Consider the following 19073-nt stretch of genomic DNA (forward strand, 5'->3'; position numbering starts at 1 on the left):
GGACCGCATTGCCGGCAGCATTGCCGACCGCTTTGCCGACCGCTTTGTCGAACGGCCCGCGGAGGGCTGCCTACACTGTCCGGTCGTATCGATCATTTGACTGATCACGGCATGATCCACCCCCATCGACCGGCCCCGGCAGGAAGCAGAGACGACAGGTGACAGAAGCGATCCTCCTGGTCGGTGGCAAGGGGACCAGGCTGCGGCCGGTGACCGTGCACACACCGAAGCCCATGGTGCCCGCGGCGGGCGTGCCGTTCCTCACGCACCAGCTCGCCCGGGCCCGGGCCGCCGGCGTCGAGCACATCGTCATGGCGACCTCGTACCTCGCCGAGGTGTTCGAGCCGTACTTCGGCGACGGGTCGTCACTCGGTCTGCACCTGGAGTACGTCACCGAGGAGGAGCCGCTCGGCACCGGCGGCGCGATACGCAATGTCGCCTCGCGGCTGCGGTCGGGCCCCGACGAGCCGGTCCTCATCTTCAACGGGGACATCCTCACGGGCCTCGACATCCGCGCCCTCGTGGACACCCACCGGACCTCCGGCGCCGACATCTCCCTGCACCTGACCCGGGTCGAGGACCCTCGCGCCTTCGGCCTCGTGCCGACGGACGGCACCGGCCGCGTCACGGCGTTCCTGGAGAAGCCCCAGACGCCCGAGGAGATCGTCACCGACCAGATCAACGCCGGCGCGTACGTCTTCCGCCGGTCCGTCATCGACACCATCCCCACCGGCCGTCCGGTCTCCGTGGAGCGCGAGACGTTCCCCGACCTGCTGGCCGCCGGCGCCCACCTGCAGGGCATGGTCGACTCCACGTACTGGCTGGACCTCGGCACCCCGCAGGCGTTCGTCCGCGGCTCCGCCGACCTCGTCCTCGGCCGCGCGCCGTCCCCGGCCGTGCCCGGCCGGCGCGGCGAGCGGCTGGTGCTCGACGGGGCGACCGTCGCCGCCGACGCCAAGCTCACCGGCGGCACGGTCGTCGGCGCGGGCGCCACGGTCGCCGAGGGCGCCCGCGTCGAGGGCAGCGTGCTCATGACCGGCGCGGTCGTCGAGGCCGGCGCGGTGATCACCGACTCCCTGATCGGCGAGGGCGCCCGCATCGGCACCCGCACGGTCCTGCACGGCGCGGTCATCGGCGACGGCGCCCACGTCGGCGCCGACAACGAACTCCGCGACGGCGCCCGCGTCTGGTGCGGCGCCCACCTCCCGGACAAGTCGGTGCGCTTCTCGTCGGACGAGTAGCGAGCGGCGCTCCGCCTGCCGGCCGGGGCCGCGGCCGCCCGCCCGCCTTGGTAGGGGCAGCCGCCCGTCCGCCCGGGTGACCGTCTCGTCGGCCGAGGCGGCACTGCTGGTCGACGCGCCGGGTCTCCGGCGAGCAGCAGGCAGGACGGGCCGGTGGCTCGTCCGTCCGGCCGGCCGTCCCATCGCTGAGGTGGCACTGCCGGTCGACGTTCCGGGTCCCGGGCGAGCAGCACGCAGGGCGGGCCGGTGGCTCGTCCGTCCGGCCGGCCGTCCCATCGCTGAGGCGGCACCGCCGGTCGACGTTCCGGGTCCCCGGCGAGCAGCACGCAGGGCGGGGCGGTGGCTCGTCCGGCCGGCTCGGCCGAGGCGGCACGCGCCCGGGGCCGTGCGGGTCTACGCTGTTCGGGTCCCCCGACCGCAGCCGACAAGGACCCGACCCGTGGCAGGCCGTTACGCCCCGCGCCCCACGCGCACCTCCGTGCGCGGCGGAGCCGTCGGCGTACCCGGCCGCGGCCGGCTCCCCGCCCAGCAGGGCAGCCCCCGCACCCGTACCTGGACGCCGCCCTGGCCGCTGGACCTCGGGCTCGTCCTGGGCCCGCTGCGCCGGGGCCCCGGCGATCCCACGTTCCGCCCGACGCCGGACGGCTCCTTCTGGCGCACCTCCCGTACGCCCGGCGGCCCCGGCACCCTGCGGGTCGCCGCCCGTGCGGGCTCCGTCGAGGCGGAGGCCTGGGGCGCGGGCGCCGAGTGGCTGCTGGACCGGCTGCCGGACCTGCTGGGCGCGCAGGACGAGCCGGACGCGTTCACCGCCCACCACCGGCTCCTGGCCGTGACGCACCGCCTGCGCCCCGGGCTGCGGCTCACCCGCACGGGCCTGGTGATGGAGTCGCTGATCCCGTCGATCCTGGAGCAGAAGGTCACGACGGATGAGGCCTACCGGGCGTGGCGGCTGCTCGTACGGAAGTACGGCGAGCCGGCACCGGGCCCGGCGGGCGCGGAGCTGCGCATGGCGGTCTTCCCGGAGCCCCGCACCTGGGCGCTGATCCCGTCCTGGGAGTGGCACCGCGCGGGCGTCGACAGCAAGCGCTCGGCGACCATCCTGCGCGCCGTGCGCGTGGCGCGCCGCCTGGAGGAGGCGGCGGCCATGGAGCCGGAGGACGCCCGCCGCCGCCTGGAACTGATCCCGGGCATCGGCCCCTGGACCTCCGCCGAGACCGTGCAGCGCAGCAACGGCGCCCCGGACGCGGTGACCGTCGGCGACTACCACCTGCCCGGCATCGTCGGCCACGCCCTCGCGGGCAACCGGAACGCGGACGACGACGAGATGCTGGAGCTGCTCGCCCCGTACGCCGGTCAGCGCCACCGCGCCGCCCGCCTCATCCTCCTGAGCGGCAACACCCCGCCCCGCCGCGCCCCGCGCATGACGCCGCGCGACATCGCCGCGCTCTGAGCCCGGGGCGCCGGCCCGACGGGCGCATCGCCCGGCAGCCCGGCGCCGGCCCCGACAGCCGTACGAGCCGCGCCCGCGAACCACTCCGGTTCAGCGCACGGTGACGAACGCCTCCGGGTCCCGCCCCGGCCGGTCCTTCGGCGGCTCCGCCGGACGCCCCACGGCGACCGCGCCCATCGGGTCCCAGTCGTCCGGCAGGTCCAGCACCTCCCGCACCACCTCCCGGCAGAACATCGTCGACGACACCCAGGCCGAGCCCAGCCGCTCGCCCGCCAGGGCCACCAGGAAGTTCTGTATGCCGGCTCCGGCCGCGACCACGAACATCTCGCGCTCCGCGGTGTCGCGCCGCCCGTCCCCGTACCGGTGCGCCCCGTCCATGACGAGGCAGGGCACCACCAGGTACGGCGCGTTGCGCAGCACGTCGCCGCGCCGGACGCGCCGGGCGACGGCCTCCTCGTCGAGCCCGTCCCGCCGCAGGTCCGCGATCCACGCCTCGCGCATGGCGTCCAGCAGCCGCAGCCGCGACTCGGGCGACTCCAGCAGCACGAACCGCCACGGTGTGGTGTGGTGCGGCGCGGGCGCCGTCACCGCGGCGGCCACCGCACGGCGTACGGCACCGGGGTCGACCGGCGCGTCCGTGAACGCCCGGATCGTGCGCCGCAGCGTCACCGCCTCCCGCACGGCCTCGGACGTGCCCAGCCGGAACATGTCGTTCTCCGCGGACCGCACCAGCGCCCGGGCGCCCGGGTCGTCCTCGCCGTCCCCGATCACCAGATGGGCCAGGCCGCGCACGACGGCGAAGGGCCGCCCGGTCGCCTTGCCCTTCACCAGGTCGGCGGCGCCCGCCAGTTCGTCGGCGCTGGCCACCACGGTCACGTTCAGCTCGTTGCCGTGCGTGTCGGTGATGCCGCGCAGGTCGTCCAGGACCCGCACCCCGGCCGCGCCGATCGCGACGTCCGTGAGGCCGCTGCGCCAGGGCCGCCCGAAGGTGTCGGTGACGACGACGCCGACGTCGACGCCGAGGTGTTCGCGGATCCCGGCGCGGATCGCCCGGGCCGACGCGTCCGGGTCCTCGGGCAGCAGCAGGATGGTGCCGGCGGGGGTGTTGGACGCGTCGACCCCGGCGGCGGCCATGACCAGTCCCTGCCGGTTCTGCACGATCCGCAGCGTGCCGCGCCGGGCCACGACCCGTACGGTCTCGGCGTCGATGGCGGCCTCGCGGTCGTCGGCCGCGACGACCCGACCCTCCGCCTTGCTGACGATCTTGGATGTGACCAGCAGGACGTCCCCGTCGGCGAGCCCCGGTTCGGCGGCCGCCAGCAGCTTGGCCAGGTCGTCCCCGCCCCGCACCTCCGGCACCCCGGCCGGCGCCCACACCCGGTACCCGACACCCCCGGCGCCCGCACCCGCGCCGGCCGCGTCACCCGCAGCTGCCGCGGCGCCCGCGCCCGCCGAGGCGTCCCCGTCCGGCCCCGTCATCCCCGTACCTCCTCCGCGAGGTCCAGCGCCTCGCGTGCCATCGCCGCGGTCGCCTCGACGTCGGTCATCATCAGCGGCACGGCCCGGCAGCGGATGCCCGCCGCCTCGACCTCGGCGACCGCGTCCGCGTCGACCGTGTCGACGAGCCAGCCGTCCAGCAGCCCCGAGCCGTAGTGCGCGGCGACCGCCGCGGCCGTGGCCTCGACACCGACCGCGGCGAGGACCTTGTCGGCCATGCCGCGCACCGGTGCGTTCCCCACGATCGGCGACAGGCCGACCACCGGGACACCCGCCTCGGCGATCGCCTCGCGGATCCCCGGCACGGCCAGGATCGTGCCGATGCTGACCACGGGGTTGGACGGCGGGAAGAGCACCACGTCCGCCTCGGCGATGGCCTCCAGGACTCCGGGCGCGGGCTTCGCCTGCTCGGCGCCGACGGGCACCACCGCGTGCGCGTCGACGGAGGCGCGCAGCTTCACCCAGTACTCCTGGAAGTGCACCGCCCGCCGCTCGCCCTCGACATCGACGACGACATGGGTCTCGACCCGGTCGTCGGACATCGGCAGCAGCCGCACACCCGGCTGCCACCGGTCGCACAACGCCTCGGTGACCGCGCTCAGCGGATAGCCGGCGCCCAGCATCTGCGTACGGACGATGTGCGTGGCGAAGTCACGGTCGCCGAGCCCGAACCACTCGGGTCCCACGCCGTACGCCGCCAGTTCGCTCTTGACCTGGAAGGTCTCGTCCGCACGCCCCCAGCCCTGCTCCTCGTCGATGCCACCGCCGAGGGTGTACATCACCGTGTCGAGGTCGGGGCAGACCTTCAGCCCGAACAGATGGATGTCGTCACCGGTGTTGCCGACGACCGTGATGTCCGCGTCGGGCGCGGCCCGCTTGAGGCCGCGCAGGAAACGGGCACCGCCGATGCCGCCGGCCAGAACCACAATGCGCATGCAGTGCAGTCTGTCAGGCGGGCACGACACTCCGCGTGGTCGGTCCGAAACTGTGGACAACTCCCGGCGCCGCGTGCATCGGCATGTCGGTCAGGCCCGGGTAGTAGATGTGCAGACTGACGGCCGGTTCGAGCGAGTCGTTGACGATCTCGTGCGCGCGACCCGGCGCGAGGACGCGCAGCGCGCCCCCGGCGAGCTTCGTCGCGCCCTTCTCCGTACGCTCCGTCAGCTCGCCTTCCAGGACGGTCAGTACGCCGGACGAGCGGCCGTGGTCGTGCGGGCCGGTGCCCTGGCCCGGCACCCAGGACAGCAGCCAGACCTCGTAGCCGATGGGGGAACCCCCTGCTCGAGCGGAGCCGAGAGCTTGGGGGACGGTGCGCAGCCGGTGGTACCAGCGGGTCGTGGCGTCGTACCGGACGAGGGGCGCCCACAGGTCGCGGTCGGCGGCGAGGGAGCGGGCCAGCCCGGCGAACTCGGCGACGGTGGTCGGGTGCTCCTTGGCTGGCTGGAGGAGGTGCTGCACGGCGAGGATGTCGCCGGCGATCTGCAGGTCGCTGTCGTGGTTCGTGCTGCTGCTGTTCATGGGGTGCGTGGTTCCTCGGCAGGGGAGCGAATGCGGAAGGAAGCGGTGACGCGGGGCGGGACGCGGTACGCGTGACGTGCGGAAACGGGGTCCCGGGAGAGATCGCTGGAGCTCTGCGGCATCAACAGCTGGAACAGCAACAGCGCGCCTGGACAGCGCTGCGGAACCCACGGACGTGGGTCGTCGGGAGCGCTGCGGTCGCTGACATGCCTCCAAAGGTGACCGCCCGCGGTCCCGTCTGTCAACCCAATGGCCGGTTTGGTGGATTTGTTTCACCTCATCCGGTTACTGGGGCGCAGAAAGGTTTGTGCAGTGGGGGTCGGGGCGCACAGCCTGGCTGTGATCCGGGTCGCTTCGCCGGCCCGGTGGGCAACAAGATCAAGCCAGCGGACGTCATCCCCTGTAGTTCCGGCCGACACGTGCCGATAGGGAGGGGTGAGCCAGAGGCTGCGCCAAGTGTCGCGTTTTTGGTGATTTGAGCACTTTCCGCATACCCTTGGTTCCGCAGAGTGAATACCGGGCCCAATAGCAGATCTCGGCTTGACTGGCCCGGAGCCACACACTTGTAATTTCACTCGTGTCGTTCGGCCGAAATGCTGGATTCGGCCACATCACGGGGACGTAAAGACAGACGAGGGGCGCACATGACCGAGTTGTTCCAGGAACTGCTGGTCGAGGACGCGGACGAAGAACTCGGCTGGCAGGAGCGCGCGTTGTGCGCCCAGACCGATCCCGAGTCCTTCTTCCCCGAGAAGGGCGGATCCACCCGCGAGGCCAAGAAGGTCTGTCTCGCCTGTGAAGTCCGCTCGGAATGCCTTGAATACGCCCTGGCCAATGACGAAAGATTCGGCATCTGGGGCGGCCTGTCCGAGCGAGAGCGCCGCCGGCTGAAGAAGGCCGCTGTCTGACCGCTCCCCCCGGCCGACCCGGCCCGGCCGCCGACGGTCGCCCAAACGGCACACACATGACACACACGTACGTAAGGAACGGTCCGCCGCCTGTGCTCCATCCACAGGCGGCGGACCGCTGTCGTGCCAAGCATTAGTGTGGAGCCCCGTCAAAGACGCTCCGACGCCCCGAGCGGGCGACCCCCCGGCCGGAGGGCCCGTACCTCGATGTCCGCCACCACAGCCGCGTTTTCCGCCGTATCTCCGCCGCAGCAGCCCGAGTTCCCGCGGCACGTCGTCACCGCCGTGCTCGTCTCCCACGACGGCGCGCGCTGGCTGCCGGACGCCCTCGCCGGACTCCTCGGCCAGGAACGTCCGGTGCAGGACGTCATCGCCGCCGACACCGGCAGCGGCGACGAGTCCGCCCGGCTGATCGGCGAGGCCATCGGCGACGAGCGCGTCCTGCACCTCGCCCGCCGCACCGGCTTCGGCGCCGCCGTTGACGAGGCCGCCCGCACCGCCCCCGTCCTCGGCCCCGAGGACCTGCCGTACCTGAAGCGCCCCAGCGGCTGGGACCCCGTCAGCCGGACCTGGCGCGACGACGCGTACGACATGCCCGACATGCCCCACGGCGAACCGGTGCACTGGCTCTGGCTGCTCCACGACGACTGCGCCCCCGCGCCCGACGCCCTCGCCGAACTCCTCCGCGTCGCCGACTCCGACGAGTACGCCGCGGTCATCGGCCCCAAGCTGCGCGGCTGGTACGACCGCAAGCAGCTCCTGGAGGTCGGCGTCTCCATCGCCAACAGCGGCCGCCGCTGGACCGGCCTCGACCGCCGCGAGCAGGACCAGGGCCAGCACGACCAGATCCGCTCGGTCCTCTCCGTCTCCAGCGCCGGCATGCTCATCCGCCGCGACGTCTTCGAGGAGCTGGGCGGCTTCGACCGCCGCCTGCCCCTCATGCGCGACGACGTCGACCTGTGCTGGCGCGTCCACTCCGCCGGCCACCGCGTCCTCGTCGCCCCCGACGCCGTCCTCCGCCACGCCGAGGCCGCCTCCCGCGAGCGCCGCACCGTCGACTGCGCCGGCCGCTCCGTCGCCAACCCGCACCGCGTCGACAAGGCGGGCGCCGTCTACACGCTCCTCGCCAACGCGCGCGGCATCGCCCTGCCCTACGTACTGCTCCGCCTCGTCGTCGGCACCCTGCTGCGTACCCTCGCCTACCTCGTCGGCAAGGCGCCCGTACAGGCCGTCGACGAGGTCATGGGCCTGTTCGCCGTCCTGCTGCGCCCCGAGCGGATCATCGCGGCCCGCCGCGCCAGATCCGCCCGCGCCGTCGAGCCGGCCGAACTACGGCCGCTCTTCCCGCCGCCCGGCGCGACCGTACGGGCAACCGTCGAGCAGGTCGTCTCCAACTTCGGCGGCACCGACGCCGATTCGGGCGGCTCCCGGCACGGCGCCGTCGAGTCGGGCCCCGGCGGCGACGACGCCGACTACCTGGAGATCGAGCAGTTCGCCCGGCTGAAGAAGATCGCCCGCAAGCCCGGCCCGGTCCTCTTCGCCCTCCTGCTCCTCGTCTCGGTCGTCGCCTGCCGCGGCCTCTTCGGCGGCGGCTCCCTCGCCGGCGGCGCCCTGCTGCCCGTCCCCGACGGAGTCGGGGACCTGTGGAGCCGGTACGCGGACGCCTGGCACCCGCTCGGCACCGGTGGCACCCAGAGCGCACCGCCCTACCTGGCGCTGCTCGCCGCCCTGTCGGGGCTCTTCCTCGGCTCCACCGGCTTCGCCCTCACGCTGCTGCTCGTCTGCTCCGTCCCGCTCGCCGGCGTCACCGCGTACTTCGCCTCCCGCTCCCTCGTGGAGTCCCGGCTCCTGCGCGCCTGGGCCGCCATCGCCTACGCGTTCCTGCCCGCGGCGACCGGAGCGCTCGCCACCGGCAGGCTCGGCACGGCCGTCCTCGCCATCCTGCTGCCCCTCATGGCCCGCGCCGCCGTCGCCGCCTACGGGCTCCGCGGCGGCGGACCCGGCGCCGCGCGCGGCAGCTGGCGCGCCACCTGGGCGTACACCTTTCTCCTGACCTTCGCGATGGCGTTCACACCGATCGTCTGGCCCCTCGCGGTCGTCCTCGGCATCGCCGCGCTCGTCCTGCGCCGCGACGACATCACCGCGTACGGGCTGCGCCTCCTCGCCGTCGCCGGCACGCCGCTGCTCGTCCTCGCCCCCTGGTCGCTGTCCCTGCTCACCGACCCGATGAGCCTCTTCAGGGAGGCGGGCACCGGCATCGCCACGGGCACCGCGTCCGCGCTCGACCTGCTCGGCGCCAGCCCGGGCGGCCCCAAGGCCGTCGGCGGCCTCGTCGTCATCGGCCTCCTCCTCGCCGCGCTCGCCGCCCTGCTGCGCGCCGAGCGGCAGTTCGCCGTCCGCACCGCCTGGGCCGTCGCCCTGGTCGCCCTGCTCTTCGCGGTCCTGTCCAACGGCTCCGGCGACGACGGCGCCGGCTGGGCGGGCCCGGCCACCCTCGTCTACGGCATCGCGCTGCTCGCCGCCGGCATGGTCGGCGCCGAGGGCGGCCGCGCCCGGGTCGCCGCGCAGAGCTTCGGCTGGCGCCAGCCCGTCGCCGCCCTCGTCGCGCTCGCCGCCGCCGTCGGCCCGCTGATCTCCGCGGCCGGCTGGATGATCGGCGGCGCGGCCGGTCCCCTGGAGCGGCGCGACCCGACGCACGTCCCCGCGTTCGTCGCCGAGGAATCCATCACCCGCGACCAGCCCCGCACCCTGATCCTCAGCGGCTCGTCCACCGCCAGGGTCTCGTACGCGCTCGTGCGCGGCCCCGGAGTGCGGCTCGGCGACGCCGAACTGACCGCCACCGCGCGCGACGACGCCGCCCTCGACAAGGTCGTCGCCCACCTCGTCGCCGGCTCCGGCGCCGACCAGACCGCCGAACTCAGCGGCTACGCCATTCGCTACATCCTGGTCAGGGACGGATCGCCGCGCGAGATGAACCGCGTCCTGGACGCCACCCCCGGCCTCACGCGCCTCAGCCAGCTCGACGGCAGCGCCCTGTGGGCCGTCGACCGCCAGATCGCGCGCGCGGTGATCGTGCCGGGCGGCGCCGGGACCGGCGAGGCCGGCGGCGAGCCGCTGCCCATCGCCTCCGAGCCCGTCGAGGCACACACCGACATCCCGGCGGGCGCCGCGGGACGGATCCTGCGCATCGCCGACCGGGCCGACGACGGCTGGCAGGCCACCCTCAACGGGGAGCCGCTGAAGAAGACCACCGTCGACGGCTGGGCCCAGGGCTTCGAACTCCCCGCCGGCGGCGGCCGCCTGGACCTGACGTACGACGCCCCGTTCACCCACACCCTGTGGATCTGGGCGCAGTGCTTCCTCGCCGTGGTGCTGCTGGTGCTGGCCCTCCCGGGCCGCCGCCGTGACGTCGACGACGACCTGCCGGACGAGGCCGTCGCCCTGCCCGCCCAGGACGCGACCGGCGAGGGCCGCCGCGCGCGCAGGCTCCGCGCCGCCGCCGAGGCCGCCCCGGACGCCGAGCCCGTGCCCGTACCGGCACAGGCGGCCGACACCGAGAACGCCGACCCCTACGCCATGCCGGACCCGCGGGCCACCCCCCAGCAGACCCCGCAGCAGGGCTACGGCCAGTGGGGCGACCAGCAGTACCAGCAGGCGTACGGGCAGCAGCAGTACGACGGCCAGTACGACCCGCAGGCCGGCTACGCCCAGCCCTACGACCAGCAGCAGTACCAGCAGTACGACCCGTCCGCCTACGGGGAGCAGCAGTACGACCAGCAGTACCCGTACCCGCAGGGGCAGTACGAGCAGGGTCGCTACGACGGAGAACAGGGCACGTACCAGGGCCCGTACGACCCGTACGGCTACGAGAACGAGCAGCGTCCCGACGGGAGCAGCAACCAGTGAACCGCAGCACCCTCTCCCTCCTCGCGGTCGCCACCGCCCTCGCCGCCATCACCGGCCTGTCCGCCCTCACCGCCCCGGACGGCGGTGACACCACGACCGGCACGGCCGCCCCTGCCCAGCTGCCCGTGGAGCGCAGCAGCCTGCTGTGCCCCGCCCCCAGCACCTCCGAGGTCGCGGAGACCACGTACACGTCCTTCACCCCGGCGGGAACGGGCGGTCAGCAGGCCGGCGCCGCCGGCAAGGCGGCGGCGAAGGCCGAACTCAAGCCGTCCGCCGCGACGAAGGAGTCCACGACCGCGGACCCGAAGAAGACGGACGACAAGAAGACCGACCAGGAGAAGTCGGAGGAGGCGAAGGGCGACGCGGAGGCGAAGAAGCCGCTCGCCGCCGACAAGCCCGTCCTCACCGTCGCCGCGCCCGGCAAGCCGGTCACCGCCGAGGCCAACGGCGCCGACGCGCCCGCCCTGATCGGCCTCGCCTCCGGCAGCCTCGCCCCCGGCTGGACCACCCAGCAGACCACCAGCGTCCCCGCGGGCAGCGCCCGCGGCCTGCTCGGCGTCAGCTGCACGGCACCCGACACCGACTTCTGGTTCCCCGCGGCCTCCACCGCCGAGAACCGCCGCGACTACGTGCACCTGACCAACCCCGACGACGCCGCCGCGGTCGTCGACGTCGAGCTGTACGGCCCCGAAGGCGTCCTCAAGTCCCAGCTCACCGACGGCATCCCGGTCCCGGCAAGGTCCAGCGTGCCCGTGCTGCTGTCCACGCTCACCGCCGAACCGGCCACCACCGACGTCACCGTGCACGTGACCACCCGCAGCGGCCGCGTGGGCGCCGTCGTGCGCTCCGCCGTCGACCAGCTCGGCAGCGACTGGCTGCCCGCGTCGGCCGACCCGGCGGGCACCCTCGTCCTGCCGGGCATCCCCGCGGACGCCACGTCCGTCCAGCTCGTGGCCTTCGCCCCCGGCGAGGACGACGCCGAGCTGAAGATCCAGCTCGTGGGCGCGAACGGCACCATCACGCCGGCCGTACAGCAGTCGCTGCGCGTCAAGTCCGGGATGACCGCGTCGGCCGACCTCAGGAACGTCACCAACGGCGAGGCGGGCTCCCTGCTGCTGTCCCCGGCACAGTCCTCGCGCGCCACACCGGTCGTCGCCGCCCTGCGCGTCGTGCGCGGCGCGGGCGAGAAGCAGGAGGTGGCCTTCATCCCGGCGACCGCCCCGGTCGGCACGCGGGCCACCGTCGCCGACAACCGCGCCAAGGGCACGACCCTGGCGCTCACCGCTCCTGTGGAGGCCGCCGAGGTCAGGGTGACCGCGTCGGCCGGCACGGAGGGCGGCACGCCGGTCAGCAAGACGTACACCGTCAAGGCGGGCACGACGCTCGCGGTCGCCCCGCCCGTCCCGGCCGGCCTGAAGGGCTCCTACGCGCTGACGGTCGAGACCCTCAGCGGCGGCCCGGTCCACGCGGCGCGCATGCTGGCGCTGCCCGAGGACGGCATCGCGATGTTCACCGTCCAGACCCTGACGGACGACCGCGGCACGGTGGCGGTGCCCCGGGCGAGGCAGGACCTCTCGGTGGTCGCCCGCTGAGCCACGCGCCGAGCCGAGCCACGGGCCGAGCCGAGCCACGGGCCGACTGAGCCACGCGCCGAGCCGAGCCACGGGCCGAGGGAGTCGGCCCGGCGGGACCGGTCCGGCGGGGCGGCCGGGCCGTACGGGACGCACGCTCTCACCCGTACGGAGGGCCCGCCGCCGCGCACCGGCGATCGGTCAGTCCTGCCCGTACCGGGGGTCCACCGACTCCGGGGCCAGCCCCAGCAGCTCGGCGACCTGCTCGACGACGACCTCGTGGACGAGCAGGGCCCGCTCGTCGCGGTTCTTCGCCCGCAGCTCGACGGGCCGCCGGTAGACCACCACGCGCGCGTGGCGGTCGCGGGTCGCCGGCGCGGCGCTGCCCAGCGGCACCGACTCGTCCGAGGCGGCCGGCACCTCCAGCACGTGGAAGTCCACGTCGGCCAGCTGCGGCCAGCGCCGCTCCAGGCGCTCCACCGAGTCCTGCACCAGGTCGCGGAAGGTGTCCGCCCGCGTGGCGGACAAGGGCACCTGCGGCGGGGCGACGGGCCCCCGCATACCGCGTCCGTGGCGGTCCCGGCGGCGGGGCCGCGGCCCGGTCGGGCCGGGGGTCGCCCCGGCGGTGGCTGGGGGAGGTACGGGACTGTCCATCACTTGACGCAGCGTAGCTCGCGGCGCCGCCCCGCGGGTGCGCGCGCGACCCCTCGCGCCGCCCCGCCCGGCGTGTCGCCGGATGAGCGATCCGGCCAAGCTTGGGCTCGATTCCGCAGAGCCGCCCGATCGGTCCACGCATGAAGAATGACCGGTTTTGTACCGAGGATTGTTCGGCAGGTCGGCCGCGCGGCCCGCTCCTCCCCACCAGCCGCGCAGGTCAGAAGACCGCCCCGGAAAGCCCCTGTGCCGGACGTCACACCGCGACACGGGCGAGTGACCTCGTGGAGAGTCGTCGCGGCCCGCTCAAGAGTGCGGTACCGTCCAACGTCGTGAGCCCTGTACGTCGCTGTTCGCGCACCGCGTGCGGCCGCCCTGCCGTCGCGACACTGACGTACGTCTATGCCGACTCGACCGCGGTCCTCGGCCCGCTCGCCACCTACGCCGAACCCCACTGCTACGACCTGTGCGCCGAGCACAGCGAGCGCCTGACCGCACCGCGCGGCTGGGAGGTCGTCCGCCTCTCCGACGGCTCGGGTCCCACCCGCCCCAGCGGTGACGACCTGGAGGCCCTCGCCAACGCCGTACGGGAAGCGGCCCGCCCGCAGGAACGTACGGCCCAGGCCGGCGGCAAGGGCGGTGGCCGTGGCGGCGACCCGGTGGAAGTCGGCCGCCGAGGACATCTGCGGGTCCTGCGCTCACCCGACTCCTGACATCGCGCGCAGCCCCTGCGGGTAGTTTGTGTTCTCCACAAAGGGCTTGCAGGAGGTTGGTCAGTGACTGCTGATCTGTCGCAGATCGTGAAGGCGTACGACGTCCGCGGAGTGGTGCCGGATCAGTGGGACGAGCCGCTGGCCGAACTCTTCGGCGCGGCCTTCGTCCAGGTCACCGGCGCCGACGCGATCGTGATCGGCCACGACATGCGCCCGTCGTCCCCCGGCCTGTCCGCCGCCTTCGCGCGCGGCGCCGCTAACCGGGGTGCCGACGTCACCCTCATCGGACTGTGCTCCACCGACCAGCTCTACTTCGCGTCCGGGCGCCTCGGCCTGCCGGGCGCGATGTTCACCGCCTCGCACAACCCCGCCCAGTACAACGGCATCAAGATGTGCCGCGCGGGCGCGGCGCCCATCGGCCAGGACACCGGCCTCACCGAGATCCGTACGCTCGCCGAGACCTGGTCCGCGTCCGGCGCCCCCGCCCCGGCGGCCACCCCCGGCACGATCACCGAGACGGACACCCTCGTCGACTACGCCGCCCACCTGAAGTCGCTCGTCGACCTCACGGCCATCCGCCCCCTCAAGGTCGTCGTGGACGCGGGCAACGGCATGGGCGGCCACACCGTCCCCACCGTGTTCGCGGGGCTGCCCCTGGACCTGGTCCCGATGTACTTCGAGCTGGACGGTACCTTCCCCAACCACGAGGCCAACCCGCTCGACCCGGCCAACATCGTGGACCTCCAGGAGCGCGTCCGCGCCGAGGGCGCCGACCTGGGCCTCGCCTTCGACGGCGACGCCGACCGCTGCTTCGTCGTCGACGAGCGCGGCGAGCCGGTCTCCCCGTCGGCGATCACCGCGCTGGTGGCCGCCCGCGAGCTGGCCAAGCACCCCGGCGGAACGATCATCCACAACCTGATCACCTCCTGGTCCGTCCCCGAGGTCGTCCGCGAGACCGGCGGCACGCCCGTCCGCACCCGCGTCGGCCACTCGTTCATCAAGGCCGAGATGGCCCGCACCGGCGCGATCTTCGGCGGCGAGCACTCCGCGCACTACTACTTCCGCGACTTCTGGAACGCCGACACCGGCATGCTGGCCGCGCTCCACGTCCTCGCCGCCCTCGGCGGCCAGGACCGCCCGCTGTCGTCCCTCGTCGCCGCGTACGACCGCTACACGGGCTCGGGCGAGATCAACTCGACGGTCGAGGACCAGGCGGCCAGCACCGCGGCCGTACGCGCGGCCTTCGCCTCCCGCGAGGGAGTCACCGTCGACGAACTGGACGGCCTGACGGTCAGCGCCCCCACCTGGTGGTTCAACCTGCGCCCCTCCAACACGGAGCCACTGCTGCGCCTGAACGTCGAGGCGAAGGACGAGGTCACCATGTCCAAGATCCGCGACGAGGTCCTGGCCCTGGTCCGCACCTCCTGACCCACGCGCCGTCCCTCGCGCCGCGAGGGACGGCACCGGCCGTTCCCCGACCGCGGGCTCGCCTTTCGGCCGTTCCCGCCACGGGCAGTCATCAGCCCCGGCGCACACCGCGCACCGCGCACACCCGCCCGCGCCCCGTCAAGCCGCGTGCCCCGTACCCCGGCGGTAGGCTGACGACGCCACGGCACCCGCTGCGACCAGCAGCCCGACCGGGAGCCCCACCAGCAGCCCGGCCGGCACGACAACCGCATCCGCACCGTCCGAAGGGACCACCCATGCCGCTCGAAGCCGGCCTCCTGGACATCCTCGCCTGCCCCGCCTGCCACGCCCCGCTGAACGACCGCACCGCGGACGAGACGCCGGAGCTGGTCTGCACGGGCGAGGGCTGCGGCCTGGCCTACCCGGTACGCGACGGCATCCCGGTCCTCCTCGTCGACGAGGCCCGCCGCCCGGCCTGACCGCGGCCCGCCCGCGGCCGAACTCGCGGCCCAGCCGCAGCCACCCGCGGGCACGGCCCGTGACGGCGAACCGGCCACAGCATTCCGCCCCGGCGATGGGAGGCCCACCCATGCTCGACGAGTCGCTGCTCGACGCCCCGGACGACCTGGCACGCGCGGACCGCCGCGGTCTCCTCCGCGGCGCCGCCGAAGCCGGCGCCCGGGTCCGCACCGCCGCCCGGCACGCCGCCGAGGCCGGGATCACCGCGCTGAACCCCGAGGGCCGCCCCCGCGCCCTCCTCGTGGCCGGCCCCGGAACGGCCGCCACCGGCGTCGCCGACCTGGTCGCCGCACTCGCGGGCGCCTCCGCCCCGGTCGTACGGCTCCACCCCTCCGGCGTGGCGCCCGCCGCGGGCGCCCTGCGCTGGGCGCTCCCCGGCTGGGCCGGCCCCCTGGACCTGCTGCTGCTCCCCACGACGGACGGCACCGAACCCGGCCTCGCCCAGCTCGCCGAGCAGGCGTACCGCCGCGGGGTCACCGTCGTCGCCGTCGCCCCCCAGCGCACCCCGGTCGCCGAGGCCGTCGGTGGTGCGCACGGCCTCGTCGTCCCGCTGGCGACCCCGCCGCACGAGATGTACGAGGAGACGCAGGCGGCCAGCCCCGGCGCGCTGTGGGCGCTGTTCACCCCGCTGCTCGCCCTCCTCGACCGCGTCGGCCTGGTCGCGGCACCGGCCGACCAGCTGGAGAAGGTCGCCGACCGCCTCGACCGGATCGCCGAGCGCTGCGGCCCGGCCATCGCCACGTACAGCAACCCCGCCAAGACCCTGGCCGCCGAGCTGGCCGACACCCTGCCCCTCATCTGGACCGAGGGCACCGCCGCCGCCCCGGTCGGCCGCCGCTTCGCCGCCGTCCTCGCCGAACTGGCCGGGCTCCCCGCCCTGGCCGCCCAGCTCCCCGAGGCGCTGCCCTGCCACGGACTGCTTCTGGCGGGCGACTTCGCGGCCGGCGCGGACCCCGAGGACTTCTTCCGCGACCGCGTCGAGGAGCAGCAGGCCGTACACGCGCGCGTGGTGCTGCTGCGCGACCGGCCCTCGGACGCCGGCGGCCTCACCTCCGCCCCCGCCGCCCGCGAACTGGCCCTCAGCCACGACACGGCCATCAGCGAACTCGAACCGGAGGAGGGCAGCCTGCTGGAAGCCCTGGCGGAACTGCTCGCCGTCACCGACTTCGCCGCCGGCTACCTCGCCCTGGCCTCGGGCCCCCGATAAACCGGCCCGGCGCCCCGGGCCCCACGCTCTCAGGCCCAGGCACCAGGCACCGGCCCCCAGGCACAGCCCCGGGCGCCCGGCAAGGCACATGGCACCAGGAACAAGGCAAGGAACCCATGGACCGCCTCTCCAACACCGTCCGCCCCTACGCCTGGGGCTCCACGACGGCCCTCCCGGAACTGCTCGGCACCGCCCCCACCGGCGAGCCCCAGGCCGAGCTGTGGATGGGCGCCCACCCCGGCGCACCCTCGCGCGTCACCCGCCCGAGCGACGGCGGCGAGCGGGAACTGCCCCTCTCCGACGTCATCGCGGCCGACCCCGAGAAGGAACTCGGCGCCGCCTCCGTCGCCAAGTTCGGCCCCCACCTGCCGTTCCTCTTCAAGATCATCGCGGCGGGCAGCCCCCTCTCCCTCCAGGTCCACCCCGACCTCGCCCAGGCCCAGGCCGGCTACGCCGCCGAGGAGCAGGCCGGCATCCCCGTCGACGCGCCCCACCGCAACTACAAGGACGCCAACCACAAGCCCGAACTCGTCTGCGCCCTCACCCCGTTCGAGGGCCTGTGCGGCTTCCGGAACCCCGTCGAGACCGCCGACCTGCTCGCCGCGTGCGACGTCGACTCCCTCAAGCCGTACGTGGACCTGCTCCACGCACACCCCGAGGACGCCGCGCTCCGCGAGGTCCTGACGGCCGTCCTGACCGCCGACCCGGACGACATGGCCGCCACCGTCGCCGCCACCGCCGCCGCCTGCGCCCGCCTCGGCGGCGCCCACGCCCCGTACGCCGGCCTCGCCCACCACTTCCCCGGCGACCCCGGCGTCATCGCCGCCATGCTGCTCAACCACATCGTGCTCCAGCCCGGCGAAGCCCTCTTCCTCGGCGCGGGCGTCCCGCACGCCTACATCGGCGGACTCGGCGTCGAGATCATGGCCAACTCCGACAACGTGCTGCGCTGCGGCCTCACCCCCAAGCACGTCGACGTCCCCGAACTCCTGCGCGTCGTCCGCTTCGACGCCGGCGAACCGCGCGTCCTGCGCCCCGAGGCATCCCCGGCCGGCGAAGAGGTCTACGAGACCCCCATCGACGAATTCCGCCTCTCCCGCTACGTACGCCCCGAAGGCGCCACCCCGGTCGACCTCACCACCCCGACCCCGCAGATCCTCCTGGCCACCGCCGGCACCCCCCACGTCGACGGCACCGCCCTCGCCCCCGGCCGCTCCGTCTTCGTCCCCGCAGGCGAAAAGGCAGAACTGTCCGGTATGGGAACGCTCTTCCGTGCCACAGTAGTGGCCTGAGACACCACCGCCACCCGGTGCTGCAACAATGACCCGCCGTACTGCAGTCGGCGACAGCACAGCACCAGGAAGGACTCGACACGCATGAGCGCGTCAGGCGGAACCAAGGCGATCGTCGCGGCCCTCGTCGCGAACCTCGCGATCGCGGCGAGCAAGTTCGTGGCGTTCGTCTTCAGCGGCTCGTCCTCGATGCTCGCCGAAGGAGTGCACTCGCTCGCCGACTCCGGCAACCAGGGCCTGCTCCTGCTGGGCGGCAAGAAGGCCCAGCGCGAAGCCACCCCCCAGCACCCCTTCGGATACGGCCGCGAGCGCTACATCTACGCGTTCCTCGTCTCCATCGTCCTGTTCTCGGTCGGCGGCATGTTCGCCCTCTACGAGGGCTACGAGAAGATCAAGCACCCGCACGAGATCGAGGCCTGGTACTGGCCCGTCGGCGTCCTCGTCTTCGCGATCATCGCCGAGAGCTTCTCCTTCCGCACCGCCATCAAGGAATCCAACGAACTGCGCGGCAGCCGCTCCTGGAAGGAGTTCGTGCGCCACGCCAAGGCGCCGGAGCTGCCCGTCGTCCTGCTGGAGGACCTCGGCGCCCTCGTCGGCCTGATCCTCGCCCTCGCCGGCGTCAGCCTCGCCATCATCACCGGCGACGGCGTCTGGGACGGCATCGGCACCCTCTGCATCGGCGCCCTGCTCATCCTCATCGCCATCGTGCTGGCCGCCGAGACCAAGTCCCTCCTCCTCGGCGAGGCCGCCGGCCTCGACGAGGTCAAGAAGATCGAGGACGCCCTCGTCGACGACGAGACCGTCACCGGCATCATCCACATGCGCACGCTCCACCTCGGCCCGGAGGAGCTGCTGGTCGCCGCCAAGGTCGCCGTCCGGCACGACAACACCGCCGCCCAGGTCGCCGCCGCCATCGACGCCGCCGAGGAACGCATCCGCGCCGCCGTCCCCATCGCCCGCGTCATCTACCTGGAGCCGGACATCCTCCGCGAGACCGTCTGACACCACCCCCTTCCGGTCTTCCCGAGAGGCCCCCGACCCACCGGTCCGGGGGCCTCTCCCGTACAACGGCGCACCGGGCGCACTTGTCCCCCGCCGAGCCCGTCGGTGTAGATTCGTACGGAGCCAGACGTCGCTGCTGATGGCGGTCGGGCGGTCCTGAGCGACCGGCCGAGGGAGAGAGGGCCTCC

Annotated in this window: 15 protein-coding genes; 11 read left to right on the plus strand and 4 right to left on the minus strand. The window is 74.1% G+C overall.

The features are described from left to right. The first annotated feature begins 158 nt into the window (after positions 1 to 158). Together manB and ABEB09_RS20555 are read left to right on the plus strand one after the other, a co-directional pair. Positions 159 to 1241 (plus strand): mannose-1-phosphate guanylyltransferase, encoded by a 1083-nt coding sequence (gene manB, locus ABEB09_RS20550; protein WP_345691377.1) that lies wholly within the window; start codon positions 159 to 161, stop codon positions 1239 to 1241. A gap of 439 nt (positions 1242 to 1680) precedes the next feature. Next, the gene (locus tag ABEB09_RS20555) at positions 1681 to 2691 is read left to right on the plus strand and encodes a DNA-3-methyladenine glycosylase family protein (protein WP_345691378.1); all 1011 of its coding nucleotides are present in this window, start codon (positions 1681 to 1683) and stop codon (positions 2689 to 2691) included. A gap of 90 nt (positions 2692 to 2781) precedes the next feature. Here the strand turns inward: ABEB09_RS20555 and ABEB09_RS20560 are convergent, their stop codons facing one another. The 3 genes from ABEB09_RS20560 to ABEB09_RS20570 are packed head-to-tail and all read right to left on the minus strand — an operon-like array spanning position 2782 to position 5706. Then, positions 2782 to 4170: a coenzyme F420-0:L-glutamate ligase gene (locus ABEB09_RS20560; protein WP_345691379.1), complete on the minus strand. Its 1389-nt coding sequence runs from the start codon at positions 4168 to 4170 to the stop codon at positions 2782 to 2784. Further along, on the minus strand, positions 4167 to 5123 hold the full coding sequence (cofD, locus tag ABEB09_RS20565; protein ID WP_345691380.1) for a 2-phospho-L-lactate transferase: 957 nt from the start codon (positions 5121 to 5123) through the stop codon (positions 4167 to 4169). The genes ABEB09_RS20560 and cofD overlap by 4 nt, the downstream gene beginning before the upstream one ends. Positions 5124 to 5136: 13 nt before the next feature. Beyond that, positions 5137 to 5706 carry a cysteine dioxygenase gene (locus ABEB09_RS20570; protein ID WP_345691381.1) on the minus strand — a complete coding sequence of 190 codons (570 nt, stop codon included), beginning with the start codon at positions 5704 to 5706 and terminating at the stop codon, positions 5137 to 5139. A gap of 644 nt (positions 5707 to 6350) precedes the next feature. On the opposite strand from ABEB09_RS20570, the gene ABEB09_RS20575 reads away from it, so the two are divergent. The 3 genes from ABEB09_RS20575 to ABEB09_RS20585 all read left to right on the plus strand — a co-directional run bounded on the left by ABEB09_RS20575 (position 6351) and on the right by ABEB09_RS20585 (position 12112). Further along, positions 6351 to 6614 (plus strand): WhiB family transcriptional regulator, encoded by a 264-nt coding sequence (locus tag ABEB09_RS20575; protein ID WP_023588371.1) that lies wholly within the window; start codon positions 6351 to 6353, stop codon positions 6612 to 6614. A 207-nt stretch (positions 6615 to 6821) separates the two neighbouring features. Continuing rightward, positions 6822 to 10520 (plus strand): glycosyltransferase, encoded by a 3699-nt coding sequence (locus ABEB09_RS20580; RefSeq protein WP_345691382.1) that lies wholly within the window; start codon positions 6822 to 6824, stop codon positions 10518 to 10520. Further along, on the plus strand, positions 10517 to 12112 hold the full coding sequence (locus ABEB09_RS20585) for a DUF5719 family protein (RefSeq protein ID WP_345691383.1): 1596 nt from the start codon (positions 10517 to 10519) through the stop codon (positions 12110 to 12112). The genes ABEB09_RS20580 and ABEB09_RS20585 overlap by 4 nt, the downstream gene beginning before the upstream one ends. A 180-nt stretch (positions 12113 to 12292) precedes the next feature. Here the strand turns inward: ABEB09_RS20585 and ABEB09_RS20590 are convergent, their stop codons facing one another. After that, entirely contained in the window at positions 12293 to 12745 is a 453-nt protein-coding gene (locus ABEB09_RS20590) for a metallopeptidase family protein (RefSeq protein ID WP_345691384.1), read from the minus strand. Positions 12746 to 13029: 284 nt separating this feature from the next. Here ABEB09_RS20590 and ABEB09_RS20595 point away from each other — a divergent pair, with 284 nt between their 5' ends. From ABEB09_RS20595 to ABEB09_RS20620, 6 genes are all read left to right on the plus strand, one after another. Then, the gene (locus ABEB09_RS20595; protein ID WP_345691385.1) at positions 13030 to 13458 is read left to right on the plus strand and encodes a DUF3499 domain-containing protein; all 429 of its coding nucleotides are present in this window, start codon (positions 13030 to 13032) and stop codon (positions 13456 to 13458) included. A gap of 63 nt (positions 13459 to 13521) precedes the next feature. Beyond that, positions 13522 to 14886, plus strand: a complete 1365-nt coding sequence (locus ABEB09_RS20600) for a phosphomannomutase/phosphoglucomutase (RefSeq protein ID WP_345691386.1) — start codon at positions 13522 to 13524, stop codon at positions 14884 to 14886. Positions 14887 to 15161: 275 nt separating this feature from the next. Next, positions 15162 to 15344: a Trm112 family protein gene (locus tag ABEB09_RS20605; RefSeq protein WP_345691387.1), complete on the plus strand. Its 183-nt coding sequence runs from the start codon at positions 15162 to 15164 to the stop codon at positions 15342 to 15344. Between the two features lie 110 nt (positions 15345 to 15454). Further along, positions 15455 to 16591, plus strand: a complete 1137-nt coding sequence (locus tag ABEB09_RS20610; RefSeq protein WP_345691388.1) for an SIS domain-containing protein — start codon at positions 15455 to 15457, stop codon at positions 16589 to 16591. 116 nt (positions 16592 to 16707) lie between these two features. Continuing rightward, positions 16708 to 17883, plus strand: a complete 1176-nt coding sequence (manA, locus tag ABEB09_RS20615) for a mannose-6-phosphate isomerase, class I (protein ID WP_345691389.1) — start codon at positions 16708 to 16710, stop codon at positions 17881 to 17883. An 84-nt stretch (positions 17884 to 17967) separates the two neighbouring features. Further along, positions 17968 to 18885: a cation diffusion facilitator family transporter gene (locus tag ABEB09_RS20620; protein WP_345691390.1), complete on the plus strand. Its 918-nt coding sequence runs from the start codon at positions 17968 to 17970 to the stop codon at positions 18883 to 18885. The last annotated feature ends 188 nt before the right edge of the window (positions 18886 to 19073 follow it).

It is taken from the genome of Streptomyces coeruleoprunus, assembly GCF_039542925.1.
In the GTDB taxonomy this organism is placed as follows: Bacteria; Actinomycetota; Actinomycetes; order Streptomycetales; family Streptomycetaceae; genus Streptomyces; species Streptomyces coeruleoprunus.